Below are 24,923 nucleotides of genomic sequence, written 5' to 3'. Positions count from 1 at the left end.
TCTTTGTAGGACCCGTCTCAAGATGCCACAGGTACTTTCTGAGCAATGCAGGCTTGCCACGCTTGGGTGAAGTCACGTAGACGCCCTTGCGGGTGAAAAGTTTGTCTCCAGATGCGTGCGAGGCCCATCAGGTCGTCCGCTGCCGGCAATGCCGTGGCTTGCTCCTCGATGAGCATCCAGGCAATGGCGGTGGCATAGCGCAGGTTGACGGTCAGTTCCAGGTGCGGACCGCCGAGGAAGGCATGCTGGCTGGCCAGGCCGCGTACCAGGCTGGCCAGCTCAGGGTCACGGGCGAGATAGTCGTCCCACAGCAATTGGTGACGGCTCTCTGCGATGCGGTACAGGCCGTGTCCGCGCCGGTCGTGCAGGGCCGCGCCCATTGCCGACTGGCTGGCGGCGACGCCCAGCAGCAAGGCTTCGGCGCTGGCGCAATGACGACCCAGGTAAAGCAGGGTTGGTCGGATCACATACTGGCTCAATTCGTTCGCAGCGATACCCATGGTGCCCTCGAACTGTCAGGGGCCGACGGGCGCTGGAGCTTGGCAGCTATTGGATGTTCAGGCCCGCCGGAAGCGGCTCGCACCGCTCGAGTTGAAGTGTAGTGTGATAACCATTGTGTAAAGGACTGTTTTTAAATCAATTGCTGCCTTCTGGTCCTGGCCATATGCCTTGTGGCAATTACACCAAGAGCATTCAGGCAGCTTTCAGAGGCGGGTATTCATCGGCTGAATCGCTGCCCATTCGTTCATGCGGTCAGCGACTGACGGGTGCGCTCGATGACAGCCTGGAGCGGTTCGGCGCCGTTGTACTGGTCGGCGTACAGGCGTTCGGTGTGGCGCGCGACGCCATGCTCGTCCACCAGGGTGAAGCTGAAGCTGCCCTTGCGGGGTGCAACGATCAGGCACTGCAAAGGTGCGAAGGCCTGGGAAAGCGTGCCGACGGCGCGCTGGATCTGATGATGAGTAGTCATGTTGTTGGAGGTTCCTGCAATAGACACGGGTTCGATCCGTGCACAATAGAAACGTTCCAGTGACGTCTTTATTAAGGAGACGCAAAACCTGCCTGGAACAAGGCAGCCAGTGTGGCGCAAGCAATAGGTGGGCGCTGGGCTGACTGGTAGGTACTTCAGAAGACGGGCAACGTGCCAGGGCCAAGGTCCATGGCGCCTGGTGAAGATCCCGATCAATCTAATCTGCTAGGTGATTCGTGCTTGGGCGATGGATGTCGCCAAGTGAATCATCGAGGGGGCCGGCGTCCTGGTTTCAGCGAGGTTGGCCCGGGGAGGGCTGCCTGCGCAAGGACATCATTGGCCAGAATTGACTTTCAGCTGGGTACTAACGGCGGCCACACTACCTCACGTTCGAAGGCATGGCAAGCATTTTTTGGGTTTTGTCTAGACGAAGCCGAGCATTATCTCTCTTGCTTGGCCCGTTGGGAAGAGGGCCGTTGCGCAGGTCAATCCCTACAGAAGGGCATGTTTTTCCGCGCTGGTGCACGCCAATGGTGCGGTTGTACACACCTGCAGGGTGACTTGTAAGCGTTTTGTCATGCTCAACGAGCGATCCGCCAATGCCTTGACTGAATCCTTAAGTCAATGAAAAAAAACACTTATTTTGACTGGTGAAAAAATCGTCAGTTTAACTGCAAGCCCCACCCCACAGGGGTTTGCGGTCCCTGCAGGGGGGTTGTCCACCGAGTTATCCACAGGTTCTGTGGATTGTCCTTCGCGCTTGCTCTAGGACGGGTCTGGCAGCCGACTTGGGAATTATCCGACGAGTACCCCTTCAGCTGGCATGCGGCACTGGCTTGTCTGAAAAGCGTCAAGAAAAGCGCCATGAAAAATTTCCCGAACGGTCGTATTTCATCCGCGCGTTTGTCAGAAAAAACGCGTAGAGTGGCGCGCCTTTCGAGTCTGCATTGCTGTTGGTCATGAAGTTTCGCGGTAAATCTTTCGCCCAATCCCCGACACACCCGTCGTCCACCCAGTTTTCCCTGAAAGTGGCGCTGTGGCTGCTGGACAGCCCGCGCCTGGGTAGCAAGCCCAGCGTCAAGCACCTTGCCGGACGCTTGCTCAAGCATCCGGCGCGCCAGGGCGTGGTGGTGGCCCAGAGCCGGCTGGGGCAGATGCTCTGCCGCGAATGTGGAAACGCGCGCGACCGTCGCATCGGCCATGAACTGCTGCGTCAGGCCGCCCGCGCTGGCGACAGGCGCGCGCAGCTCGAATATGGCCGCCTGTGCCAGGCACAGGCGCCCGAGCAGGCACGCCACTGGCTGGAATTGGCCGCCGAACAGGGCTCACAGGAAGCGCGGCGGTTGCTGGTGCAGGGCCGTCTGGCCGGTCAAGCTCGGGCAAAAACCGAGTAAGCTGCACCCAGCATTCAAACCGACACCGGAGCAAGCATGGCAGTGGATCTCGCCAGTATTCTGTTGGGCATCATCGCCGCCGCAGTACCTTGCCTGGGGTGGGCATTGCAGGTACAGCGCCGCCTGGTTGCGCGGCAGGGTGAGCTGGCGCTGAGCGAAGAGCGCCTGGCCGCTGCGCAATGGGCCCAGGAAGGGTTGCAGGCGCAACTTGACGCCTGCCGCGATGAAATCAGCGACCTCAGCGAAGCCAACGCACACAAGCAGGCCTCCCTGGCTGCCCAGGGGCGCGAGCTCGAACTGCTGCAGATCGACCGCGACAACGCCCGCGATGCCGCCCACGCCTGGCAACTCGAGCGGGCTGGCCGTGAAGCCGAACTGCGCCGCCTCGAGGCCCAGGCCGCGCGCCTGGAGGCCGAACTGCACGAGCAGCAGGAAAGCCACCAGCAGCGCCTGGAAGACCTCCAGGGCGCCCGCGATACCTTGCGTGCCCAGTTCGCCGAAATGGCCACGCGCATCTTCGATGAGCGCGAACAGCGCTTCGCCCAGACCAGCCAGCAGCACCTGGGCCAACTGCTCGACCCGCTCAAGGAGCGCATCCAGGCTTTCGAGAAGCGCGTCGAGGAAAGCTACCAGCAGGAAGCCCGCGAGCGCTTCTCCCTGGGCAAGGAACTGGAGCGCCTGCAACAGCTCAACCTGCGCCTGTCCGACGAAGCCACCAACCTCACCCAGGCGCTCAAGGGCCAGAAAACCCAAGGTAACTGGGGCGAGCTGATCCTGGAGCGGGTGCTGGAACATGCGGGGCTGGAAAAGGGCCGCGAATACCAGACCCAGGTCAGCCTCAAGAGCGCCGATGGGGAGCGTTTCCAGCCGGACGTATTGATCATGCTGCCGGGCGACAAGCAAGTGGTGGTCGATGCCAAGGTCAGCCTCACCGCCTACCAGCAGTTCGTCGCCGGCAACGACGAAGCGGCGCTCAAGCAGCACGTGCAGTCGCTGCGCAGCCACGTGAAGGGCTTGTCGAGCAAGGACTACAGCCGCCTCGAAGGCCTGCACAGCCTGGATTTCGTACTGCTGTTCGTGCCCATCGAGGCAGCCTTCTCGGCGGCTTTGCAAGCCGAGCCGACGCTGTTCCAGGAGGCGTTCGACCGCCAGATCGTGATCGTCAGCCCTACCACGCTGCTGGCCACCCTGCGGGTGATCGACAGCCTGTGGAAGCAGGAGCGCCAGGGCCAGAATGCCCGGGAAATCGCCGAGCGCGCCGGCTGGCTGTACGACAAGTTCGTGCTGTTCATCCAGGACCTGGACGAGCTGGGCGCACGCCTGCAGCAGGTGGACAAGGCTTATGCAGCCGCGCGCAACAAACTCTGCGAAGGGCGCGGCAACCTGGTCAGCCGCAGCGAGCAGCTCAAGCTGCTCGGCGCGCGCGCCAGCAAGAGCCTTCCGGCCGATTTGCTGGAGCGTGCGCTGAGCGACGAGGCGCTTACTGAACCAAACTCAGATGTCGATTGAGCAGGGCGCGCAGGGCCGCTGGCTTGACCGGCTTGGCCAGGTAGTCGAGGCCCGCCGCGTGTACCTGGGCAATGGTTTCGTTGCGGCCATCGGCGCTGATCACCACCCCCGGCACCGGCTCGCCCAGGCGGGTGCGTAGCCAGGCCATCAGGCCGGTGCCAGTCTCGCCATCGTCCAGGTGGTAGTCCACCAGCGCCAGGTGCGGGCGCATGCCCTTGGCCAGCAACGCCTCGCATTCGTCGCGGTTGCGCGCGGTCCATACCTGGCAGCCCCAGCGGCCCAGCAAGCTGTTCATGCCGATCAGAATGCTGTCTTCGTTGTCCACGCACAGCACCTGCAAACCCGCCAGCGGCTGGCCCTGTTGCTCTACCGGGGCGGCAGCCACTGCCAGCGGTTGCCGAGCGATCGGCACGCCCACCCGGAACACCGTGCCCTTGCCCGGCCAGGAGCGTACTTCCAGGGCATGCCCGAGCACCCGGCACAGACCATCGGCGATTGCCAGGCCCAGGCCCAGGCCTTTTTCCGCGCGGGTCTGGTGGCTGTCCAGGCGCTTGAACTCCTGGAAGATCACTTGCAGCTTGTCGTCGGCGATGCCCGGGCCGCGGTCCCACACTTCCAGCCACAGCTGCTCGCCCTGGCGGCGTACGCCCAGCAGGATCGGGCCTTTGCCGTAGCGCAGGGCGTTGGTGAGGAAGTTCTGCAACACCCGGCGCAGCAGCTTGATGTCGCTGTGCACCTGCAGGCGGCTGCCGCGCAGGCGGAATTCCAGGTGCTTCTCGGCGGCCAGTACCTTGAATTCAGCACCCAGGGTGTCGAACAGCTCGTTGAGCGGGAAAGGCTTGGTGTCGGGGGTGATCTTGCCGTTCTCCAGGCGCGAGATGTCCAGCAGGTCGCTGATCAGCTCTTCAGCCGAGCGCAGCGAGCTGTCCATGTGCTGCACCAGTTGCTGGGCCTCGCCGCTCAGGCCCTCGGCCTGTTGTGACAGAGCGGCGGAGAACAGCCGCGCGGCATTGAGTGGCTGCATCAGGTCATGACTGACGGCGGCCAGGAAGCGGGTCTTCGACTGGCTGACCGCCTCGGCATGGCTCTTGGCTTCGGACAGCGCCTGGTTGAGCTGCGAGAGCTCCTGGGTACGTTCGGCGACGCGCTGCTCCAGGCCTTCGTTGGCGTCCTTGAGTGCTTGTTCGGCCTCGCGGAACGGGGTGATGTCGGTGAAACTCATGACGAAGCCGCCGCCGGGCATGGGGTTGCCGATCAACTCGATGACCCGGCCGTTGGGGAACAGGCGCTCGGAGGTATGTGCCCGGCCCTGGCGCATCCAGTGCAGGCGCCGCGCCACGTGTACCTGGGCCTCGCCGGGACCGCACAGGCCGCGGTCGGCGTTGTAGCGGATGATGTCGGCGATCGGCCGGCCGACGCTGATCAGCCCCTCGGGGTAGTTGAACAGTTCCAGGTAGCGACGGTTCCAGGCCACCAGGTGCAGGTTCTGGTCGACCACGCTGATGCCCTGGTTGATGTTCTCGATGGCGCCTTGCAGCAGGGCGCGGTTGAACTGCAGCACTTCGCTGGCTTCGTCGGCGATGCGTACCACGTCCTCGAGCTGCATGTCGCGGCCTTCGATGGCTGCCTTGACCACGGCGCGGGTCGAGGAGGTACCGAGCACGCCGGCCAGCAGCCGCTCGGTGTGTTCGATCCAGTCGGCATCGGCATTCTGGTTGGGGTTGAAGCCCTTGCCCTGTCGGTAGGCGAAACGAATGAAGCTTTGCCGGGCGCGTTCCTCGCCGACGAAGCGTGCAGCGAGGTTGAGCAGGTCGTCGATCTGTACCGCCAGCAGCGAGCGGCTGTTGGGGCGTGCGCTGGTTTGTTGGCCGATGAAGCGCCCGGCCTGCCAGTGCTCGGACACCCGGGTGCGCGACAGGATCGACACCCAGGCGAAGAGGATGAAGTTGCCGGCCAGCGACAGCACCACCCCTTGGGTCAGCGGGGTGATCGGCAGATCCAGCGGGTTGCCATGCAGCCACGCCAGCCCCGGGAACAGCGCCAGTGACCAGCCCACGCTGTGCGCGGCGATCGGCAGCACCAGGGTGTAGAACCACAGGAAGATACCCGCCGCCAGGCCTGCGAACACGCCACGGCGATTGGCCTGCTTCCAGTACAGCGCGCCGAACATCGCCGGGGTCAGCTGGGTCACGGCGGCGAAGGCGATCTGGCCGATGGTCGCCAGACTTGCCGTGGAACCCAGCAGGCGGTAGCTGACATAGGCCAGCAGCAGGATCACCACGATGGTCACCCGGCGCACCGACAGCATCCAGTGGCGGAAGGCTTCGAACGGTCGTTCGGCATTGGTGCGCCGCAGCAGCCAGGGCAGCAGCATGTCGTTGGAAACCATGGTCGACAGCGCGACTGCCTCGACGATGACCATGCCGGTGGCGGCCGAGGCGCCGCCGATGAACGCCAGCAGCGCCAGGCTGGGGTGCGCTTCGGCCAGCGGCAGGCTGATGACGAAGGAATCGGAGATCACCGAGTCGGCCAGCAGCATTTGCCCGGCCAGTGCGATGGGCACCACGAACAGCGCAGCCAGCACCAGGTACAGCGGGAATACCCAGCGTGCCAGGCGCATGTCCTGGGGGTCGGTGTTTTCCACTACGGTTACGTGGAATTGCCGCGGCAGGCAGATGATCGCCATCATCGCGACGGCGGTTTGCACCACCATCGACGGCCAGTTGATGGTCTCCTGCCAATAGCTTTCCAGGCGCACCGAATGGCGCGCCTGCTCGAGAAGGTCGTCGAAGCCGTCATACAGGTTGAACACCACGAACACGCCCACGGCGAGAAAGGCCAAGAGCTTGATCAAGGATTCGAAGGCGATCGCCAGGACCATGCCGCGATGGTGCTCGGTGACGTCCAGGTTGCGCGTGCCGAAGACGATGGCGAACAGCGCCAGCACCAACGACACCACCAGGGCAGTGTCCTGCACCCGGGTACCGGTGGCGTCGGCGTTGGCGCCGATCAGCAGATTCACGCCGAGCACGATGCCCTTGAGCTGCAGGGCGATGTACGGCAGCACGCCGACCAGGCAGATCAACGCCACCACCACCGCGAGGCTCTGCGATTTGCCGTAGCGTGCGGCGATGAAGTCGGCGATCGAAGTGATGTTCTGCTGCTTGCTGATCAGCACCATCTTTTGCAGTACCCAGGGCGCGAACAGCAACAGCAGCACCGGCCCCAGGTAGATAGGCAGGAATGCCCACAGCTGTTCGGCGGCCTGGCCGACGGCACCGAAGAACGTCCAGCTGGTGCAGTAAACCGCCAGCGACAGGCTATACACCCAGGCGCGCAGGCGCGGCGGTAGCGGTTTGCTGCGGCGGTCGCCGTAGAAGGCGATGGCGAACATGATGGCCATATAGACCAGGGCGACCACGGCGATCAGCCCGCTGGACAACGACATGCAAACTCCGGAGCAAGAAGGTAAACGCGGTCCCGATCAATCAGTCTGGCACGCAGCTGGCGGTTCGTCAGCGCCGACCAAGGTCGCAGTGGCAGGTCGTCGCAGGTGGGGTGTCTGCGCTGGCCTCTTCGCGGGTAAACCCGCTCCCACAGGTACCCCACTGCCCTTGAGAACAGTGGGGTACCTGTGGGAGCGGGTTTACCCGCGAAGAGGTCGGTACAGCCAGCCTAGTTCCGTAGACCCTTGCGCGTCCCCAGGTAATAGAACAACCCCGCCAGCAACACCGCCACCACCATCAGGTAGAACACCAGCACCGGCACCAGGTGCCCCAGCACCAGTCCGACCATCACCGGCCCCAGCGCCGCGCCCAGGTTGGACAGGTTCTGCGCGCCATAGTAGACCCCGCGCAGGTGCTCCGGCGCGATAAGGTCGATGAACATGTATTCGGCCGGGATCACGATGATCTCGCCCAGGGTGAACACCACCATCGCCAGGCACCAGGCCAGCGCCGAGCCAGCGATGGAAAAGCCCAGCAAGCCGACGATGAACAGCGCCATCCCGGCCATCAGCCAGGGCATCAGGTGTTGGCGGCCGATGCGACGGCCGATCAGGTATTGCAAGGCGATCACCGTCACGGCGTTGGTGGTCACCAGCACCCCCACCAACCGCGCTGCCTCGCTGGCGCTGGCGGTGACCACCAGGTACTGCGACAGGTAGGCGGTGAACTGCCCGAACACCACGGCACTGAGGGCTCCGCCGAGGGTGAAGCACACCAGTCGGCGGTCACGTGCAAGCCCCAGGCACACCTGCACGAACCCTGCACCGGGCTGTTGCCGCTCGCCGGGTTGCAAGCTGCGGTCGGCCAGGCGGTGATAAGCCAGGCACATGGCCAGGCCCATCGCCGCCGACATCAGGAACGGCAGGTGGCCGTCGAGTTCAAGCAGCGCCACCCCCAGCAGCGGGCCGATGGCATAGCCAAGGTTGCTCAGGGTGTACTTGATGGCGAACACCTCGGCGCGCTCCTCCACCGGCAGCAGGGCGCAGAAGCCTGCCTTGCTGGCGATGTCCACTACCGCCAGGGCCAGGTTGATGAGCACCAGGCAAAGGAAGAACAGGGTGGCCGAGCGGCTGGCGATCGCGGCCACGAAGGCCAGGGCGAATACCAGCGTGGAGCTGATGACCACGCTGTAGCTGCGCAGGTTGTCGACCAGGTGACCGCCATAGAGGCTGAGCAGCGAGGCGACGATCAATGCCCCGCCGATCAGCAGACCGATATGGCTGATCGGTAGCTGGAAGTTTTCCGAGAGGTATACCACCAGGTAGGGCAGGGTGATCGCACGTGCCAAGGTCAGCACAAAGGTGGTGAGCAGCAGCAGGTTTACGGTGGTGGGGTAGCGTTTGAGTGCGGCGAGCATTGCCACGTCCTTGTTTTTCAAAGTTTGCCGATGCCCAGGATAGGCCAGGTGTTGTCAGGTTTGGTATATCTGCAAAATAGATAACTTATAGAGAAAATAACCGTTATATGGATATTCCTTGCAGGCATAAGATGGTTTCACCTTACACGAGGAAACTTTCCATGCCATGCCTCCCAAACCTCTCAGCTTCCTGGCGCCCGTTCAACCAGTTGGCGCACCCCCGCGAGGTGATTCGCCAGTTCACCCCCAACTGGTTCGCCGCGACCATGGGCACTGGGGTGCTGGCGTTGGCATTGCACCAGCTAGGCAGCCAGGTACTGGCGCCCCTGGCCGAGGGGCTCTGGTGGCTGGGCATTGGCCTGTTCGTGCTGTTCTGCGCATTGTATGGCGCGCGCTGGGTGCTGTTCTTCGACGAAGCCCGGCGCATCTTTGCCCACTCCACCGTGTCGATGTTCTTCGGCACCATTCCCATGGGCCTGGCGACGCTGCTCAACGGCGCGCTGGTATTCGGCCTGGCGCGCTGGGGGCAGGCCCTGGTGCCATGGGTCGAGGCGCTGTGGTGGCTGGACGTGGTGCTGGCGCTGTCGTGCGGGGTGGCCATTCCCTACCTGATGTTCACCCGCCAGGAACACAGCATCGACCAGATGACTGCCGTGTGGCTGCTGCCGGTGGTGGCTGCGGAGGTTGCAGCCGCCAGTGGCGGGTTGCTGGCCCCGCACCTGGTGGATGCCCAGCGCCAGTTCCTGGTGGTGGTCACCAGCTACGTGATGTGGGCGGTATCGCTGCCGGTGGCGTTCAGCATTCTCACCATCCTCATGCTGCGCATGGCCTTGCACAAGCTGCCGCCGGCCAACATGGCCGCGTCCAGCTGGCTGGCCCTGGGGCCGATCGGTACTGGTGCGCTGGGCATGTTGCTGCTGGGCGGTGATGCCCCGGCGATCTTCGCGGCCAATGGCCTGGGCGGGCTGGGTGAAGTGGCCCACGGGCTCGGCCTGGTGGCGGGCCTGGTGTTGTGGGGGGCGGGCCTGTGGTGGCTGCTCAGCGCCGTGCTAATCACAGTGCGCTACCTGCGCCAGGGCATGCCCTTCAATCTCGGCTGGTGGGGGTTCACCTTCCCGTTGGGGGTGTACAGCCTGGCCACGCTGAAGCTGGCGGGGGAGCTCGGGCTGGGGTTCTTCCTGGTGTTTGGCCAGATGTTGGTGGTGGCACTGGCCGGGTTGTGGCTGTTGGTGGCCAGCCGCACGTTGCGTGGTGCGTGGCGCGGCGACTTGTTCGTGTCGCCGTGCATCGCGCGCTGAGCCCCAGGTGCCGGTAGCGTGACGGCGTCATGGCAAACCCGCAGCGGCAACGTTCGTAAAAGCTGCTGATTCCCAAGCAGCTTCGCCAGCGTGGCAAGGCGTCCCACACCTGACCTGGCGGACTGCCCGCTGGCTTGGCGCCGCACGTTGACAGTGCTTGGACGATAACCCTAACCTTGTCGGTTACGTACCTGTTTTCCTTAGCAACACGAGACTCCCCATGACTGCCCTGTCAGCCGACGCGCGCCTGCCCCGTTACCAACAGCTGCGCGACCACCTGGTCGAGCAGATCGCCAACAATCGCTGGCGCCCGGGCGAGGCGATCCCCACCGAGGCGGCGCTGGCGGGTGAGTTCGAACTGTCGGTCGGCACCGTGCGCAAGGCTGTCGATGCGCTGGTGGCCGAGGGGGTGCTGGAGCGCCAGCAAGGGCGCGGTACCTTCATTCGTCGGCCGCAGTTCCAGTCCTCGCTGTTCCGCTTCTTTCGCTTCGAGGCCGCCAATGGCGAGCGCTCCGTCCCGCAAAGCCACATTCTCTCCATCGAGCCCCTGAGCGCACCCTCGGCGGTTGCCCAGGCCCTGGGCCTTGCACCTGGCGCTGCGGTGATCCACATCGTGCGCCTGCGTCTGCTGGACGAAAAGCCCGTGCTGGCCGAGGAGATCTGGCTGCCGCGCCTGCCGTTCCAACCGTTGCTGGAGGTCGACCTGGCCAGCAAAGGCCCTTTGCTCTACCCCATCTACGAAGAACTGTGCGGCCAGGTGGTGGCCTCTGCCGAAGAAACCCTGACCGCCGAAGCAGTGGACGCGGTACACGCTCGCCTGCTGCAACTGCCCGATGCCTGCCCGGTGGTGGTGATCGAGCGCCTGGCCAGGGACTACGCCGGCAACCTTCTGGAATGGCGACGCTCTTATGGCCACGCCCAGCATTTCCGCTACCGTGTCGATATTCGCTGAACCCGCCCTGAACTGACCGTTCGATGCACCGTCTGTCGCAGCGCGATGCCCTGCATTCGCGCTCGCTCGCTAACGTCCGATGACCTGTTCGCCGCTCCGATTGACAGAACGGGGCGGGTGGCTTTATGTTCGCATAATTCATATATATGACTATATGTCTGTATGTGTTGCGACGACACCCCATAACAAACGACTCGGGTTATCGCCTCATGACCACCACCGCCTTACCTGCCATTACCGGCATAGACACCCATGCCCACATCTTTCGCCAGGACCTGCCGATGGTGCCCGGCCGTCGCTACAGCCCTGGCTACGATGCGCTGATCGAGCACTACCTGGCCCACCTGGACCGCCATGGGCTATCCCATGGCGTGCTCATCCAGCCGAGCTTCCTGGGCACCGATAACCGCTACATGCTCCAGGCCCTGCGCCGGTATCCGCAGCGTCTGCGCGCGGTGGCGGTGGTTGAGGCGACCATTGGCGAGCAACAGCTCGATGAACTGGCCGAGGCTGGGGTGGTGGGCATTCGCCTGAACCTGATCGGCAAGTCGCTCGCCGACTATGCCGGGCCTGAGTGGACCGCCCTGTTCAAGCGCCTGGCCAGCCGCGGCTGGCAGGTAGAGATCCAGCGTGGTCTCGACGACCTGGCGCTGATCGTGCCGGCGATCCTGGCTTGTGGTGTGGATGTGGTGGTCGATCACTTCGCCCTGCCAGAGGCCGGCATCGATCCGAGCAACGACAGCCACCGTACCTTCCTGCATCTGTTGGCCGAGCCAAAGTTGTGGCTGAAGTTGTCGGCCGGCTATCGCAGCCAGTCCGACCTGGCCAAGAGCCAAGGCCTGCTGGCCCAGGTGCGCGAGGCAGCGGGAGGGCTGCAGCGTTTCCTCTGGGGCAGCGACTGGCCCAACACCCAGTTCGAGCAACAGACCAGCTATGCCGCGCAATACGCTTTGTTCGAAGCGTTGCTGCCCGATGCCGCCGAGCGCCACCAGGTGCTGGCGGTGAACCCGACGAAGCTGTTCGGCTTCGACCGTACGCGCTGATACATTCACAACAATAAGGACACTCGACACCATGATGAGCATGCTCGTCGTTGCGGCCATCGTTGCCGCCGTGGCTCTGGGCTACAAGACCAAGATCAACATCGGTCTGTTCGCCATCGCCTTCGCCTACTTGATCGGCTGCTTCGGCATGGGCCTGAGCCCGTCGGAAGTCATCAGCCTGTGGCCGCTGAAAATCTTCTTCGTGATTTTCTCGGTCTGCCTGTTCTACAGCTTCGCCACGGTCAACGGCACGCTTGAGAAACTTGCCGAACACTTGATCTACCGCTGCCGTGCGGTGCCGCAGTTGCTGCCATTCGCGGTGTTCTTCGCCGCCACCGTCATCGCTGCGATGGGGGCCGGCTACTACACCGTGCTGGCGTTCATGGCGCCGATCACCTTGATGTTGTGCCAGCGCACCGGCATGAGCCTGATCGTCGGCGGCATGGCGGTGAACTACGGTGCGCTGAGCGGTGCCAACTTCATGTCCAGCCAGAGCGGCATCATTTTCCGTGGGCTGATGACCAATTCCGGGCTCAGCGACAACGAGGCGTTCATCCAGGCCACCGGGATCTTCGTCAGCACCTTGATCATCCCGTTGCTGGTCATCAGCGTGTTCGTCTTTCTCGCAGGTCACGGTCGCGCCTTGAAAGCCACGGCGTTCAGCGCTGCCGAACCGGCGCCCTTGAACGCTCAGCAGAAGACCACCCTGTGGCTGACCCTGGCGATGATGCTGATCGTGCTGGCCGCCCCGGTGGCGAGCATCGCCTTCCCGGACAACGCCAGCGTGGCGTTCATCAACTCGAAGATGGACATCGGCCTTATCGCCAGCCTGTTCTCGGTGATTGCCCTGCTGCTAAAGCTGGGTGATGAGCGCAAGGCCATGGCCAGCGTACCCTGGGGCACGCTGATCATGATCTGCGGCGTGGGCATGCTGATTTCCGTGGCGATCAAGGCTGGCACCATTGGCATCCTGGCCTCGTGGATCGGCAGCAGCATTCCGCCGATTCTGGTCCCGGTGGTGTTCGGCGCGGTCGCCGCGTTCATGTCGATCTTCTCCAGCACCCTGGGTGTGGTCACCCCGGCGCTGTTCCCGATGGTGTTGCCGATTGCCGGCAGCATGGCCATCGACCCGATGATCCTGTTCATCGCCATCGTGGCGGGCGCCCAGGCCACTTCGATTTCGCCGTTCTCCTCCGGTGGCAGCCTGATCCTCGGCGCTTGCAGCGACGAGCAGAGCCGCAGCTCGCTGTTCCCGCAGTTGCTGTTCAAGGCCGCGCCCATCGGTTTCATCGCGGCGCTGCTGTTCAACCTGGTGTTGACCTTCGTGCTCTGACGCGTCAGAGCCATCCTTCAGGCAAAAAAAGATCGGGGCCGCATCAGCGGCCCCGATCTTTTTGGCTGCCGGGTTAGAAGCGGAAGCGGCTGACCATCTCCTGCAAGTGACCTCCCAGGCGCGCCAGTTCCACGCTCGACACCGAGGTCTGTTGGCTGGCTTCGGCGGTCTGCTCGGAAATATCCCGCACCGTCACCACGCTGCGGCTGATCTGCTCGGCCACGGCGCTCTGCTGTTCCGAGGCAGCGGCGATCTGCTGGTTCATCGATTCGATCGCCGACACCCGCTGGGTAATGCCCTCCAGCGCCATACCGGCTTCGCGCACCAAGGCCACGCTGCTGGCGGTGAGGCTCTGGCTTTCCTCCATCAGTTCGCTGACCGAACGGGTGCCACGCTCCAGGCTGCTGATCGCCGATTCGATCTCCTCGGTGGAAGCCTGGGTACGCTGGGCCAGCCCACGCACTTCATCGGCGACCACGGCAAAGCCCCGTCCGGCCTCGCCGGCGCGGGCGGCCTCGATCGCAGCGTTGAGTGCCAGCAGGTTGGTCTGCTCGGCCACCGCCTTGATCACATCCATCACCTTGCCGATGCGCTGGCTTTCGCTGCGCAGGGCGTCCATCGCCTGGTTGGTGGCGTCCACCTGGCTGGCCAGGCGGTCGATCTGCGCCACGGCGCGGTTGACTACGCTGTCGCCTTCGCGGGCTTCCTGGTCGGTGGCGCTGGCGGCCACCGAGGCTTCGCCGGCATTGCGCGCTACTTCGTGGACCGTGGCGGCCATCTCCTGCATGGCGGTGGCCACCTGGTCGGTCTCGATCTTCTGGTTGTTGGCGCCGACGCTGGTCTGGGTAGTGATCGCCGACAGCGCTTCGGTGGCGCTGGCGATCTGCCCAACGCCGTCGCGCACGCTGCTGATGAGCTGGCGCAAATTGCCGGTCATGGTCCGCAGGCTGTTTTGCAGCAGGCCCAGTTCATCCCGGCGTGGGCTGGCCGGCTGCTCGCTGAGGTTACCGGCGGCCACCTGTTCCATCGCTTGTAGCGCGCGCTGCAACGGCTGGCTGATCTGTCGGCCGATCAAGACCGCCGCGAGGGCGCCGAACAGTAATGCCAGCGCGGTGGTGAACAGCTGCAGATGCCTGGCGAACTGGCTGTCGTCGGCAACCGACACAGCCTGGGCATCGAGCAATTTGCCGATCAGGTTGGTGAAGGTTTCCAGGTCCGTGGCCATGGCATTGCGGTAGTCCATCAGTTGGGCCACGCCGCTGCGGAAGGTCTCCACCGCTTCGGCGTATGCCTTCACGTGTCGCTTGAGCTCGGTGAACTGTTCGGCGAAATCACCGTTGAAGCGGGCCACCAGGCCGGGCAGTTCGTTGAGGGTGGTGGCGATCTGCTGGTTCATCAGCTTTTCGGTGTCGGGGTTGGTGTTGCCGGTGTAGCCGCGCACGTGATAACGCAACAGGATCAGGTTCTCGCGCACCTGGTTGATCGCTTCGCTGCGCACCAGGCGCTGTTCGGCATCAGGCAACTGGCGAAGCTGCTGGCGGATCTGTTCGATGCTGGCGAACGATTGGGTCGCCAAGGTGCCCATGTCCTTTTGTGCTGCGCGCATGTTCTGGTAGGCATCCAGGCTCAGGCCCTGATTCTGGCTATAGCGCTGCAAGGCGTTCTCGGCCTGGGTAATCAGCGCCACGTTTTCGGCCTTGAGCAGCACTTTTCGCAGTTTCTCCAAGGGCGCCTGGAGCCTGGCCAAGGTTTGTTCGAGTACCTGGCCCTCGGCCTCGTCGCCATTGGCCATGGCATGGCGCAAGCGCGCCTCGCGCAGATCGCCAAGGGCGTCGTTCACCCGGGATACATCGCTGACGACTTCGCTGCGACGCACCAGGCTGCCGAGGCCATTCCAGCTGATCAGCGACTGGGCCAGGGTGAGGGTCAGTACAAGGCCGAAGCCGAGGAACAGTTTGCTTGCGATCCTGAGGTTGCCGAACCAGGTAAACATAAACAGCCGAACTCCTTTTTCTTTCTGGGCGGGATATCTTCTCGATAGATACATTCATCTATATGAATTATCGGCCATTACCGCTGAATCTGAAGCAGGCTGTCATGAAGATAATGTCATTGTGATATCGCCTGGTGGCCGGGGAGCGCAGTGCCTTGCCTTCGGCAGGCGACCCATGCAGATTTGTGGCTTGTCGCGCGCAGCGTGCCTCCAATGACAAAAGCCCCCAAGGAACATGGACGATGAGTCACTCCTCGCAATTCACCTTGCTTGGCAAGCGGCGCTTCCTGCCGTTTTTCGTCACCCAGTCGCTGGGCGCCTTCAACGACAACCTGTTCAAGCAGTCGTTGATTCTGGCGATCCTCTACAAGCTGAGCCTGGAGGGTGACCGTTCGATCTGGGTCAACCTGTGCGCACTGCTGTTCATCCTGCCGTTCTTCCTGTTCTCGGCCCTGGCCGGACAGTTCGGCGAGAAGTTCGCGAAGGACGCGCTGATCCGCGCGATCAAGCTGGCCGAGATCGTCATCATGGCCATCGGTGCCACCGGCTTCGTCACCCACAACCTGGCGCTGATGCTGCTGGCGCTGTTCGCCATGGGCACGCACTCGGCGCTGTTCGGCCCGGTGAAGTATTCGATCCTGCCCCAGGCGCTGGGCGAGGACGAACTGGTGGGCGGCAACGGCCTGGTGGAAATGGGCACCTTCCTGGCCATTTTGGCGGGCACCATCGGTGCCGGGGTGATGATGTCGTCTGCCAGCTACACCGGCGTGGTGGCGGTCGGGGTGGTCGGCACGGCAGTGCTGGGCTACCTCGCCAGCCGCTGGATTCCCCGCGCGGCAGCAGTGGCGCCGCAGATGAAGCTGGACTGGAACATCTTCACCCAGTCCTGGGCCACGCTGCGCCTGGGCCTGGGGCAGACCCCGGCAGTGTCGCGCTCGATCGTCGGCAACTCGTGGTTCTGGTTCGTCGGGGCGATCTACCTGACGCAGATCCCGGCGTATTCGAAGGACTGGCTGCACGGCGATGAAACCGTGGTGACTTTGGTGCTCACCCTGTTTTCGGTCGGCATCGCGGTAGGTTCGCTGCTGTGCGAGCGCTTGAGCGGTCGCAAGGTGGAGATCGGCCTGGTGCCCTTCGGCTCGTTCGGCCTGACGCTGTTCGGCCTGCTCTGGTGGTGGCATTCGGGCGACGTGCCAGCAGGCGCTGCTCCGCACGATTGGCTGGCGCTGCTGGGCATGGGCCAGGCCTGGTGGATACTGCTGTCGATCGTCGGCCTGGGCGTGTTTGGCGGCTTCTACATCGTGCCGCTGTATGCCTTGATCCAGGCGCGTACGGCCGAGCACGAACGGGCACGGGTGATTGCCGCCAACAACATCCTCAACGCCTTGTTCATGGTGGTGTCGGCGATCATCACCATCGTGTTGCTGAGCCTGGCCGAGTTGAGCATCCCACAGCTGTTCCTGGTGGTGTCGCTGCTCAATATCGCGGTCAACGCCTACATCTTCCGCATCGTGCCGGAGTTCACCATGCGCTTCATGATCTGGCTGCTCAGCCATTCCATGTACCGCGTGGAGCACCGCGAGTTGCAGCGCATTCCCGACGAGGGCGCGGCGCTACTGGTGTGCAACCATGTGTCGTTCGTCGATGCGCTGCTGATCGCCGGAGCCATTCGCCGGCCGATTCGCTTCGTCATGTACTACAAGATCTACAACCTGCCGCTGCTCAACTTCGTGTTCCGCACGGCCGGGGCGGTGCCGATCGCAGGACGCAGCGAGGACGAGGCGACCTACGAGCGGGCCTTCGCGCGGATCGCCCAGTACCTGGCGGACGGGGAGGTGGTGTGCATCTTCCCCGAGGGCAAGCTGACGGCCGACGGTGAAATCGATGTGTTCAAGAGTGGGGTGAGTCGCATCCTCCAGGAAACCCCGGTGCCGGTGATTCCGCTGGCGTTGCAGGGCCTGTGGGGCAGCTTCTTCAGCCGTGACCCGGCCAAGGGCCTGTTCCGCCGCCTGTGGTCGCGGGTGACGATCGTGGCTGGCGCCGCCGTCCCGGTGGAGGCGGCGCAACCTGAGGCGCTGCGCGAGAAGGTCAGTACCCTGCGCGGCGACTTGCGTTAGTCAGGAAGGGAGAAGGTCAGCTGGCGCTGACCTTCAGGCCGATCAACCCGGCGACGATCAGCGCGACGCTGAGCAGGCGTACCAGCGCCATCGACTCGCCGAACAGGATGATGCCGGCGATGACGGTGCCGACCGCGCCGACGCCGGTCCAGATCGCGTAGGCGGTGCCCAGTGGCAGTTCCTTCATGGCCAGGCCCAGCAGGCCCAGGCTCACGGCCATGGCAGCGACGGTCAGTGCGGTGGGGAGGGGGCGGGTGAAACCGTCGGTGTACTTCAGGCCGACAGCCCAGCCGACTTCGAACAGGCCGGCGAAGAACAGGATGATCCAGGACATGGTGTGTCTCCATCGTTGAATGATGGGGCCGTCCCCGGATGATTACGCGGTGCGTCGTGAGGCCGTCCTCACAGTGCGCACTATAGTGCACATTTGCCGAGCGGAGGGCAACCGCGGAGGACCAGTGGTCTTTGTGTCGGGCCCTTTCGCGATTTACGGACGTGCGCTGGACCTGTTGGAGCGGGCTTGCCCGCGAACCAGGGCAAAGCCCTGGCCATGCACCGCGCTGGCGTCTTCGCGGCAAGCCCGCTTCTACAGGCTCAGGGGGGGCATTGGTAATCAGACCCCTTGCGGAATCTCTTCGCCACCCAGCGCTTCGAACAGCACCGGCAGAAACTCGCTGAAGGTCATCATCATCAGGGTGAAGCTGGCGTCGAACTGCTGCTCGGCCTCGTCGCCTGCATCCTGCTCGGCCTGCTCTTGCAGCAGCTCCTCGAACTTCAGGCGCTTGATGACCGTCTTGTCGTCCAGCACGAACGACAGCTTGTCCTGCCAGGCCAGGGCCAGCTGGGTCACCACCTTGCCGGTGCTCAGGTGCAGCTGGATCTCCTCGCCGGTCAGGTCCTGGCGCTTGCAGCGCACGATGCCGCCATCTTCGGCGGTGTCGCGCAGCTCGCACTCGTCCAGTACATAGAAGCCTTCGGCGGCCTGTTGCGATTTGACCCAGTCGGTCATGGTCGCGGTCGGGGCGATCTTTACCGTGACCGGACGCACCGGCAGCGAGCCCATCACTTCGCGCAGGGTCGACAGCAGGTCTTCGGCGCGCTTGGCGCTGGCCGAGTTGACCAGGATCAGGCCCAGGCGCGGGGCGATGGCAGCGAAGATCATCGAGCGGCGGATGAACGCACGCGGCAAGAAGGCCTGGATGATCTCGTCCTTGATCTGGTCGCGCTCTTTCTTGTAGACCTTGCGCATCTGCTCGGTCTCGATTTCCTCGACCTTTTCCTTGACCGCGTCGTTGACCACGCTGCTGGGCAGGATGCGCTCTTCCTTGCGCGCGGCGATCAGCAGGAACTCACCGCTGACATGCACCAGGGGGGCGTCTGCACCCTTGCCGAACGGGGCGACGAAACCGTAGGTGGTCAGCTCCTGGCTGGCGCAGGGCCGGGCGGGCTTGCTGGCCAGGGCGGCTTCCAGCGCTTCGGGCTCGAACGGGATGTCCTGGGTCAGGCGGTAGGTCAGCAGGTTCTTGAACCACATGAGGGGGTGTCTCTCCTTAATGCATAAGGCGGGCATTATTCTCCGAGAGCGCGTTCGCGGCCAACCCTGTCAGAGGGCCAGCAGCGGATAAATAAGGAAGAAAAGGGTGGTGATGCTAGGTCGTTGAAAGCACTGCAAAATTTTTTTAAAAAAGTGCTTGCCAGGGTAGTACGTCATCCGTAGAATGCGCGCCACACCGAGACGAAGGGTGATTAGCTCAGCCGGGAGAGCATCTGCCTTACAAGCAGAGGGTCGGCGGTTCGATCCCGTCATCACCCACCACTCGATGTATAGCGCGGCGGTAGTTCAGTCGGTTAGAATACCGGCCTGTCACGCCGGGGGTCGCGGGTTCGAGTCCCGTCCGCCGCGCCATATTCCAGCTTCCAGGGCCCACTGAACACCCGGAAGCCACAAAGAAAGCGACCTTAGGGTCGCTTTTTTTGTTTCTGAACTGCGCAACCGCGCCGGGCGCCGCGATGGCCACCATGGCCAGGCCGGACAGGCATTCGAGGGTGATGAAAGGGCCACGATTGGTGCTCGTGGTTTACGCCATGGCATTTCAGCAAGTCCCCGCAGCCTTCAACTCAAGGCCTCATTGCGTCAGAATCGCCCTCATACCGCGAGCAAGAGACCGACCATGCAGGATGCCAGTACCGCTCCCTCCACCACGCAGGCCGCCCCTTTGCTGGGCATCGACCTGGGCACCACCAACAGCCTCATCGCCGTCTGGCAGGACGGCAAGGCGCAGCTTATCGCCAACGCCCTGGGCGAAGTGCTGACCCCTTCGGTGGTCAGCGTCGACGACGACGGCAGTATCCTGGTCGGCAGTGCCGCACGTGCCCGCCTGACCACCCACCCGCAGCGCAGCGCCGCAGCCTTCAAGCGGTTCATGGGCAGCGACAAGCGTTTCGAGCTTGGCGAGCATTCATTCACCCCCGAAGAGCTCTCCGCCCTGGTGCTGGGTTCGCTGAAGCAGGATGCCGAGGCCTGGCTGGGCTGCCCGGTGAGCGAAGCGGTGATCTCGGTGCCGGCCTATTTCAGCGACGAGCAGCGCAAGCGCACGGTGTTCGCCGCCGAGCTCGCGGGCCTGAAGGTGCAGCGTTTGATCAACGAACCCACTGCCGCCGCCATGGCCTACGGCCTGCACGAACAGAAGTTCGAACGCACCCTGGTGTTCGACCTGGGCGGCGGCACGTTCGATGTCACCGTGCTGGAGTACGCGCTGCCGCTGATCGAGGTGCATGCCTCGACGGGTGACAACTACCTCGGCGGTGAAGATTTTACCGACGCCCTGCTGGCCGCTTGCCTGCGTGACTGGCAGCTCAAGGCCGAGCAGCTCGAACCCCAGGCCCTGGCCAGCCTTCACGATGCGGTCGAGCAGCTCAAGCGCGGCTTGGGCGAGGGCGCGCGCACGCTCGCCTGGAACGGCGACGGCCAGGCCCGTGAATGGCAGCTCGACGAGCTCAAGCTGCAAGCGATCTGGGCGCCCCTGCTGGCGCGGGTGCGTACGCCGATCGAGCAGGCACTGCGCGATGCACGCCTTAGCCCGCGCGAGCTGGACAGCCTGGTGCTGGTGGGCGGCGCCACGCGCATGCCGCAGATCCAGCAGCTGGTGGCCAAGCTGTTCGGTCGCTTGCCCTACCGGCACCTGGACCCGGACACCATCGTTGCCCTCGGCGCGGCCAGCCAGGCGGCCTGCAAGGCCCGCGACGCAGCCATCGACGAGCTGATCCTCACCGATGTGTGCCCTTACACCCTGGGCGTGGCCTCGTCACGCGGCGAGGAGGTGACCGGGGCGTTCTCGCCGATCATCGAGCGCAACACCGTCATACCTACGTCCCGCGTGCAGCGCTTCTTCAGCAGCCACCCCGAGCAGAAATTCGTGCGCATTGCGGTGTACCAGGGCGAGCGCCCGTGGGTGCGCGACAACATCCTGGTGGACAGCTTCGAGATTCCGTTGCAGCAGACCGGGCAGGTGCAATCGCTGGACGTTCGCTTCAGCTACGACATCAACGGCCTGCTGGAGGTAGATGTGACCTTCCTCGAAACCGGGCAGAAGCACAGCCACAGCATCGACCGCAGCCCCACCGGTCTGGACGCGGTCGCCCGCCAGGCCAGCCACGAGCGCCTGGCGCGCCTGAAGATCCACCCCCGCGACGCCTTGCCCAACCGTACCCTGCTGGCCCGCCTGGAGCGGGCCTGGATGCAGAGCTTGGGCGATGAGCGCGATTTGATCGGCAGTTGGCTGGATGCTTTCAATGCCGTGCTGGCAGGCCAGCAGGCCGGGGAAATCAGCCGCCAGCGCCAGCAGTTGAGCCAGGCGCTGGACGAGCTGCGCTATTGATGAATCAGCCGGCGCAGGGCCACTTGCAGGCCATCCTGCAGTTGGTCCGGCGCGCCGGGTGACGGGCCGTAGCGGTTCGGTAGCTTGTCGCCAGCTACCCCCAGCAGCACGAACGGCAGCACCGGCAGCAAGCGACTGGCCATCACCAGCAATACCAGCGTGGGTACGCCCCTGCCCAGGTCCCGCAAGCGCCGTAGTAGCGCGCTGAGCACCAGCAGTGCCAGCAGCACCAGGGTGACGCTGTAGGCCCGTGCGGCCGCACCGATCAACATCATCACCACCAACTGCGCCGCCAGGTCGCCGCGACCGATACGGCTGCCCAGGCGCCAGACGGCCCAGGGCGGGGCGACCGGCTTGGCGGCGTGTTCCAGCAGCAGCCGTTCGGACCAGCCCAGCAAGGCCATGATCGCGCAGCGCAGGCCGGTGTCCTGGGCGGGGTCGTCCTTGCCTTTCTGCAAGCGCAGAAGCAGGCGGGTGGGCGGTGTGGTGCAGCTGTCCACCAGGTGGTTGAAGGCTTTCAGGGCGTCGTTGAACATTTGCGTGTCGACGCCTTCCTCCTGTTCCAGCGTGTTGCGTGCCAGGGTCTTGACCTTGCCCTTGACCAGCCCGTCGCGCAGCGGCGCGAACCAAGGGCTGTCGTTGCCCAGGGCATCCAGGCGGTCGCGCAGGCGTGCACGTTGCGCAGTGTCGAGCGCCGGGTCGTGGTACAGCACTGCGCACAGCAGCAGGTAGCCCAGGGGGTGCTCGTCTAGGGTGTCGGTGTCGTTCTCCAGGCACTCCAGCAAGCGCCTGGCACTGGGCAGGCGGCTGGCGTTGAAGACATAGGCCAGGGTCAGCAAGCGGCTGGCGATGAAGGCTTGCAGCGGATCGTGGTCGTCCAGCCAGCCCAGCAGCGCGTTGCTATGCCCATCGGCCTGCTGTTCGAGCAGCAACTGGTGGGTGGCGACGAACGGGTGGTCGATGGGGTAGGCCAGTTGCTGTGCCAGGCCATCGGGAAGCATGGCCATCCAGCGCTCCGGCTGGTCGGCCAGGGCCAGCATGAACAGTTGCTGGCGATGCCAGTGCCACAAGGCTTCGCCTTCGGGCATGGGCGGAAGGAGAATACCGTTGTCGGCCAGTTCGCCCTGGGTCACCAGGGCGAACGGCGCGGTGAACAGGCGACGCATCTCGAAGTGCTGGTTCAGGCCGAGCACGGCCGGGGCCGAGTACGTCCGCACACGGCGTAGCCATTCGCGGCAGACCGGGCGGTTGTGTTCCTCGTCGAGTGCTTCGGACAGGGGCGTGTTCGGGTCGTCGCTTGCACAGAAGCGCACCAGGGCCTGCACCACCGGCGACTGCTCCAGCCAATGCAGGTGCCGCCGCGCTTGCTGCTGGAAACCCTCGAGGATCAGCGTATCGAACAGGTCATCGCCGGGGCGTTCGGCGAGGATGCTGCGCAGCAAACCGGCCTCGCCGCGCTGCAAGGCCCAGGCTTGCCAGTACAGGCGGTGCAGGGCGTGGTCGGGCTGGTCTTGCAGCAGCCAGGCGAGCAGTGGCAGTTCATCGTCGCCATCCAGGCTCCAATCGATGAAGGTCGCGGCAATGCCGTCGAGCCCCAGGCGCGCGGCTGCGGACCAGCGCGCCAGGGTTTGTGGCGTCTGCGCCGGGCTGCCGAAGGCCTGGGCCGGGTCGGCCAGGTCGGTGGGCCAGGTGGCGGGTGCATGTTGTGTGTCCAGGGCCTGGATCAGCAAAGGCAGGCGTTGGGGTTGCAGGCGTGCGCACAGGTCGAGTAGCCAGCGTTCGGCCAGGGGGTGGCGGTGTTCGCGCCACAACCGCAGCCAGCATGCCTGTGCCTGTTGTTCGTTGCCCAAGGCATCGGCCTGGCGCGCCAGCAGGTAGAGCAGATCGGCGTCGTCGGGAGCCTGGGCGTGGCGTGCCTGGAGCAGCGCGTGGAAGGTCGGGCTGGCGATACCGGCCAGGCTGAACTGCTCGGTCAGGCGTTGTACCAGGGCGTCGTCGTCGGGGATCGCCAAACAGGTGTGCTGGCGTGCGAAGTGCTCGAACTCGAACAGCGGGCGTTGCTGGAAGCAGAAGACCAGGGTACGGAAATACCATAGGGTTTCCAGCTGCGTGGTCGGCGGCCAGTCGCGCATCAGCACCGTGTCGAACGGGTCCGGTTCGGCCAGGCGGGCAAGGAATGCCTCCACCTCCTGGGCATCGTTCATGCGCAGCACCTGGTCGGCCCAGCCCAGGCGCTCGGCCAGCAGGTTGGCGCAGGTGTGGGAGATCGGGCCGCACTGGCGCAGGCCATGCAGCAGTTGGGAGCTGACGTCCTCCAGTTGCTCCAGTGGCAGTTCGTCGAGTTCTGCGATATAGCGCTGCCAGGCTTGCGGGTCGAAGCGCAGTGCGGGTTCTTCCAGCAGTTGGTGGAAGCCCTGTAGGGCTGTGTGGGGCTCGTCCTGCTCCACGGGTTCGGGCGCATCGACCAGGGTTTCGTGTTCGCGAGCCAGGCGCTGGGCTTGCTCATAGGCTTCGCGCAGGGCCTGGAAGCCTTGCGGGTCGGTCTCGGGGTGGTGCGCCGGCAGGCGGTTGCGGTAGGCCTGGCGAATGATGTTCAGGTCCTGGGTGGGTTCGATGCCCAGGTGGATCCAGCAACTCATGACCAGCAGTCCTCTTCCAGTGAGCTTGGGCGGTGTGGTTCTGGCAAGGGCATGTCCCAGGGCAGGCTGGCGAGCAGGGTGTCGGCGCCGAGGCGGATGTTGAGCAGGATGCAGCGGTTCCAGTGTTCGCTGCCTTGGCGTTCGAGGTTGGCGGCCAGGGTTTCGTCGCTGCTGTCCGTGACGTTCCACAGCGCCTTGCCGAACAGGTAGCCGGCCAGGTAGCTGTCCCAATTGTTGTAGTAGTGGCGGGCGCGCAGGGCCAGGCGGTGATGCAGGTAGAGGCTTTCTTCGTGGCTGACGAAGCCTTTCTTCACCCCGGCGCGCAGCAGGAAACTCATGCGGCCGAGGTCCCACGCGCGGGTGCCGCCGGGGCCGCAATCAGGGTAGGTGCGTGCTGCATATTCATGCTTGACCCGTTCGCGCAAGGGCAGGCGGGCGAGTAGGGCCTGCCATTGGCTGGGCAGGCAGCGTTGGAACTGCCAGTAGGCTTCGCTCAGTTCGCTGGCGTGGCCGTTGTCGGCCATGCCCAGGATATCCAGCAGTTGGGGGCGGTTGGCGATGCCCCACCAGCGTTCGAGGTCGGTGCGGTCTTCATCTTCGTGATAGTCGGCGGCGGTGTAGCTGGCGCCGTTTAGGGCGGCCATGGGGGCCGAGAGGGCGTGGAGCCAGTGCTGCGCGTTTTCATCCATGAGTGGGGGCCTGTGGCAGCGTTGAGGTGGCAGGGATTGTAGAGAGGGGGGGATGGATGGATCAATGCGGTTGGCTGTTTTACCTGATGTTGGCTCTGGCTCCAGCGAGCGCGCAGCGCCTCGCACCCGCTCTTGCCTTTGCCTTTGCCTTTGCCTTTGCCTTTGCCTTTGCCTTTGCCTTTGCCTTTGCCTTTGCCTTTGCCTTTGCCTTTGCTCTTGCTCTTGGTGCGCAACAGTCCAGACGA

The 24,923-nt window shown here is 64.2% G+C and carries 18 protein-coding genes, 2 tRNA genes and 1 pseudogene; 11 read left to right on the top strand and 10 right to left on the bottom strand.

Annotation, left to right across the window (positions count from 1 at the left end; genetic code table 11):
- Positions 1-17: 17 nt before the first annotated feature.
- Positions 18-500 carry a hypothetical protein gene (locus tag RAC97_RS15765; protein WP_375100238.1) on the bottom strand — a complete coding sequence of 161 codons (483 nt, stop codon included), beginning with the start codon at positions 498-500 and terminating at the stop codon, positions 18-20.
- A 245-nt stretch (positions 501-745) separates the two neighbouring features.
- Complete coding sequence (locus RAC97_RS15760) at positions 746-970, bottom strand: hypothetical protein (protein ID WP_375100237.1); 225 nt, start codon at positions 968-970, stop codon at positions 746-748.
- Between the two features lie 959 nt (positions 971-1,929).
- Between RAC97_RS15760 and RAC97_RS15755 the strand changes: the two genes are divergently transcribed.
- Positions 1,930-2,364 (top strand): tetratricopeptide repeat protein, encoded by a 435-nt coding sequence (locus RAC97_RS15755; protein ID WP_375100236.1) that lies wholly within the window; start codon positions 1,930-1,932, stop codon positions 2,362-2,364.
- Between the two features lie 150 nt (positions 2,365-2,514).
- Positions 2,515-3,873 carry a DNA recombination protein RmuC gene (gene rmuC / locus RAC97_RS15750; RefSeq protein ID WP_375100321.1) on the top strand — a complete coding sequence of 453 codons (1,359 nt, stop codon included), beginning with the start codon at positions 2,515-2,517 and terminating at the stop codon, positions 3,871-3,873.
- Here rmuC and RAC97_RS15745 read toward each other — a convergent pair.
- Both RAC97_RS15745 and RAC97_RS15740 read right to left on the bottom strand, forming a co-directional pair.
- Positions 3,845-7,321 (bottom strand): NahK/ErcS family hybrid sensor histidine kinase/response regulator, encoded by a 3,477-nt coding sequence (locus RAC97_RS15745; RefSeq protein WP_375100235.1) that lies wholly within the window; start codon positions 7,319-7,321, stop codon positions 3,845-3,847. The two genes, rmuC and RAC97_RS15745, sit on opposite strands and share 29 nt — an antisense overlap.
- 227 nt (positions 7,322-7,548) lie before the next feature.
- Positions 7,549-8,736, bottom strand: a complete 1,188-nt coding sequence (locus RAC97_RS15740) for an MFS transporter (RefSeq protein WP_375100234.1) — start codon at positions 8,734-8,736, stop codon at positions 7,549-7,551.
- Positions 8,737-8,897: 161 nt separating this feature from the next.
- Between RAC97_RS15740 and RAC97_RS15735 the strand changes: the two genes are divergently transcribed.
- From RAC97_RS15735 to RAC97_RS15720, 4 genes are all read left to right on the top strand, one after another.
- A complete protein-coding gene (locus RAC97_RS15735) occupies positions 8,898-10,034 on the top strand; it encodes a TDT family transporter (RefSeq protein ID WP_375100233.1) in 1,137 nt (378 codons plus the stop codon).
- A gap of 220 nt (positions 10,035-10,254) precedes the next feature.
- Positions 10,255-10,986 (top strand): GntR family transcriptional regulator, encoded by a 732-nt coding sequence (locus RAC97_RS15730; RefSeq protein WP_375100232.1) that lies wholly within the window; start codon positions 10,255-10,257, stop codon positions 10,984-10,986.
- 209 nt (positions 10,987-11,195) lie between these two features.
- On the top strand, positions 11,196-12,029 hold the full coding sequence (locus RAC97_RS15725) for an amidohydrolase family protein (RefSeq protein WP_375100231.1): 834 nt from the start codon (positions 11,196-11,198) through the stop codon (positions 12,027-12,029).
- A gap of 31 nt (positions 12,030-12,060) precedes the next feature.
- Positions 12,061-13,362: an SLC13 family permease gene (locus RAC97_RS15720; RefSeq protein ID WP_375100230.1), complete on the top strand. Its 1,302-nt coding sequence runs from the start codon at positions 12,061-12,063 to the stop codon at positions 13,360-13,362.
- Between the two features lie 73 nt (positions 13,363-13,435).
- On the opposite strand, the gene RAC97_RS15715 is transcribed toward RAC97_RS15720, so the two are convergent.
- Positions 13,436-14,299, bottom strand: coding sequence for a methyl-accepting chemotaxis protein (locus RAC97_RS15715; RefSeq protein WP_375100320.1), 864 nt, complete (start codon positions 14,297-14,299; stop codon positions 13,436-13,438).
- Positions 14,291-15,355: pseudogene (locus RAC97_RS15710) on the bottom strand (methyl-accepting chemotaxis protein); the annotation flags it as partial. The gene RAC97_RS15715 and the pseudogene RAC97_RS15710, both read right to left, overlap by 9 nt.
- Positions 15,356-15,597: 242 nt before the next feature.
- On the opposite strand from RAC97_RS15710, the gene RAC97_RS15705 reads away from it, so the two are divergent.
- Positions 15,598-17,472, top strand: coding sequence for an MFS transporter (locus RAC97_RS15705; protein WP_375100229.1), 1,875 nt, complete (start codon positions 15,598-15,600; stop codon positions 17,470-17,472).
- 16 nt (positions 17,473-17,488) lie between these two features.
- Here RAC97_RS15705 and sugE read toward each other — a convergent pair whose 3' ends face one another.
- Positions 17,489-17,806 carry a quaternary ammonium compound efflux SMR transporter SugE gene (sugE, locus tag RAC97_RS15700; protein WP_095155435.1) on the bottom strand — a complete coding sequence of 106 codons (318 nt, stop codon included), beginning with the start codon at positions 17,804-17,806 and terminating at the stop codon, positions 17,489-17,491.
- A 279-nt stretch (positions 17,807-18,085) separates the two neighbouring features.
- Complete coding sequence (gene rdgC, locus RAC97_RS15695) at positions 18,086-19,006, bottom strand: recombination-associated protein RdgC (protein ID WP_375100228.1); 921 nt, start codon at positions 19,004-19,006, stop codon at positions 18,086-18,088.
- Positions 19,007-19,212: 206 nt separating this feature from the next.
- On the opposite strand from rdgC, the gene RAC97_RS15690 reads away from it, so the two are divergent.
- From RAC97_RS15690 to RAC97_RS15680, 3 genes are all read left to right on the top strand, one after another.
- Positions 19,213-19,288, top strand: a tRNA-Val gene (locus RAC97_RS15690).
- Positions 19,289-19,301: 13 nt separating this feature from the next.
- Positions 19,302-19,378 (top strand) — tRNA-Asp (locus RAC97_RS15685).
- Between the two features lie 265 nt (positions 19,379-19,643).
- Positions 19,644-21,350, top strand: a complete 1,707-nt coding sequence (locus tag RAC97_RS15680; protein ID WP_375100227.1) for an Hsp70 family protein — start codon at positions 19,644-19,646, stop codon at positions 21,348-21,350.
- Here the strand turns inward: RAC97_RS15680 and RAC97_RS15675 are convergent.
- Entirely contained in the window at positions 21,344-23,989 is a 2,646-nt protein-coding gene (locus RAC97_RS15675; RefSeq protein WP_375100226.1) for a molecular chaperone DnaJ, read from the bottom strand. The two genes, RAC97_RS15680 and RAC97_RS15675, sit on opposite strands and share 7 nt — an antisense overlap.
- Entirely contained in the window at positions 23,986-24,678 is a 693-nt protein-coding gene (locus tag RAC97_RS15670; RefSeq protein ID WP_375100225.1) for a DUF1266 domain-containing protein, read from the bottom strand. Before RAC97_RS15670 ends, RAC97_RS15675 begins: the two co-directional genes overlap by 4 nt.
- Positions 24,679-24,734: 56 nt before the next feature.
- On the opposite strand from RAC97_RS15670, the gene RAC97_RS15665 reads away from it, so the two are divergent.
- Positions 24,735-24,923: hypothetical protein (locus RAC97_RS15665; RefSeq protein WP_375100224.1), on the top strand; the 189-nt coding region annotated here is incomplete at its 3' end.

It is taken from the genome of Pseudomonas sp. LS_2 (assembly GCF_042709235.1).
Lineage (GTDB): Bacteria > Pseudomonadota > Gammaproteobacteria > Pseudomonadales > Pseudomonadaceae > Aquipseudomonas.
The sequence above is the reverse complement of the archived record's forward strand: the minus strand, read 5'-3'. Positions and strand labels throughout refer to the sequence as shown.

Coding starts and splice junctions, on each gene's coding strand:
- RAC97_RS15765 (WP_375100238.1), bottom strand. CDS start 500: ATGGGTATCGCTGCGAACGAATTGAGCCAGTATGTGATCCGACCAACC.
- RAC97_RS15760 (WP_375100237.1), bottom strand. CDS start 970: ATGACTACTCATCATCAGATCCAGCGCGCCGTCGGCACGCTTTCCCAG.
- RAC97_RS15755 (WP_375100236.1), top strand. CDS start 1,930: ATGAAGTTTCGCGGTAAATCTTTCGCCCAATCCCCGACACACCCGTCG.
- RAC97_RS15745 (WP_375100235.1), bottom strand. CDS start 7,321: ATGTCGTTGTCCAGCGGGCTGATCGCCGTGGTCGCCCTGGTCTATATG.
- RAC97_RS15740 (WP_375100234.1), bottom strand. CDS start 8,736: ATGCTCGCCGCACTCAAACGCTACCCCACCACCGTAAACCTGCTGCTG.
- RAC97_RS15735 (WP_375100233.1), top strand. CDS start 8,898: ATGCCATGCCTCCCAAACCTCTCAGCTTCCTGGCGCCCGTTCAACCAG.
- RAC97_RS15730 (WP_375100232.1), top strand. CDS start 10,255: ATGACTGCCCTGTCAGCCGACGCGCGCCTGCCCCGTTACCAACAGCTG.
- RAC97_RS15725 (WP_375100231.1), top strand. CDS start 11,196: ATGACCACCACCGCCTTACCTGCCATTACCGGCATAGACACCCATGCC.
- RAC97_RS15720 (WP_375100230.1), top strand. CDS start 12,061: ATGATGAGCATGCTCGTCGTTGCGGCCATCGTTGCCGCCGTGGCTCTG.
- RAC97_RS15715 (WP_375100320.1), bottom strand. CDS start 14,299: ATGACCGGCAATTTGCGCCAGCTCATCAGCAGCGTGCGCGACGGCGTT.
- RAC97_RS15705 (WP_375100229.1), top strand. CDS start 15,598: ATGAGTCACTCCTCGCAATTCACCTTGCTTGGCAAGCGGCGCTTCCTG.
- sugE (WP_095155435.1), bottom strand. CDS start 17,806: ATGTCCTGGATCATCCTGTTCTTCGCCGGCCTGTTCGAAGTCGGCTGG.
- rdgC (WP_375100228.1), bottom strand. CDS start 19,006: ATGTGGTTCAAGAACCTGCTGACCTACCGCCTGACCCAGGACATCCCG.
- RAC97_RS15680 (WP_375100227.1), top strand. CDS start 19,644: ATGCAGGATGCCAGTACCGCTCCCTCCACCACGCAGGCCGCCCCTTTG.
- RAC97_RS15675 (WP_375100226.1), bottom strand. CDS start 23,989: ATGAGTTGCTGGATCCACCTGGGCATCGAACCCACCCAGGACCTGAAC.
- RAC97_RS15670 (WP_375100225.1), bottom strand. CDS start 24,678: ATGGATGAAAACGCGCAGCACTGGCTCCACGCCCTCTCGGCCCCCATG.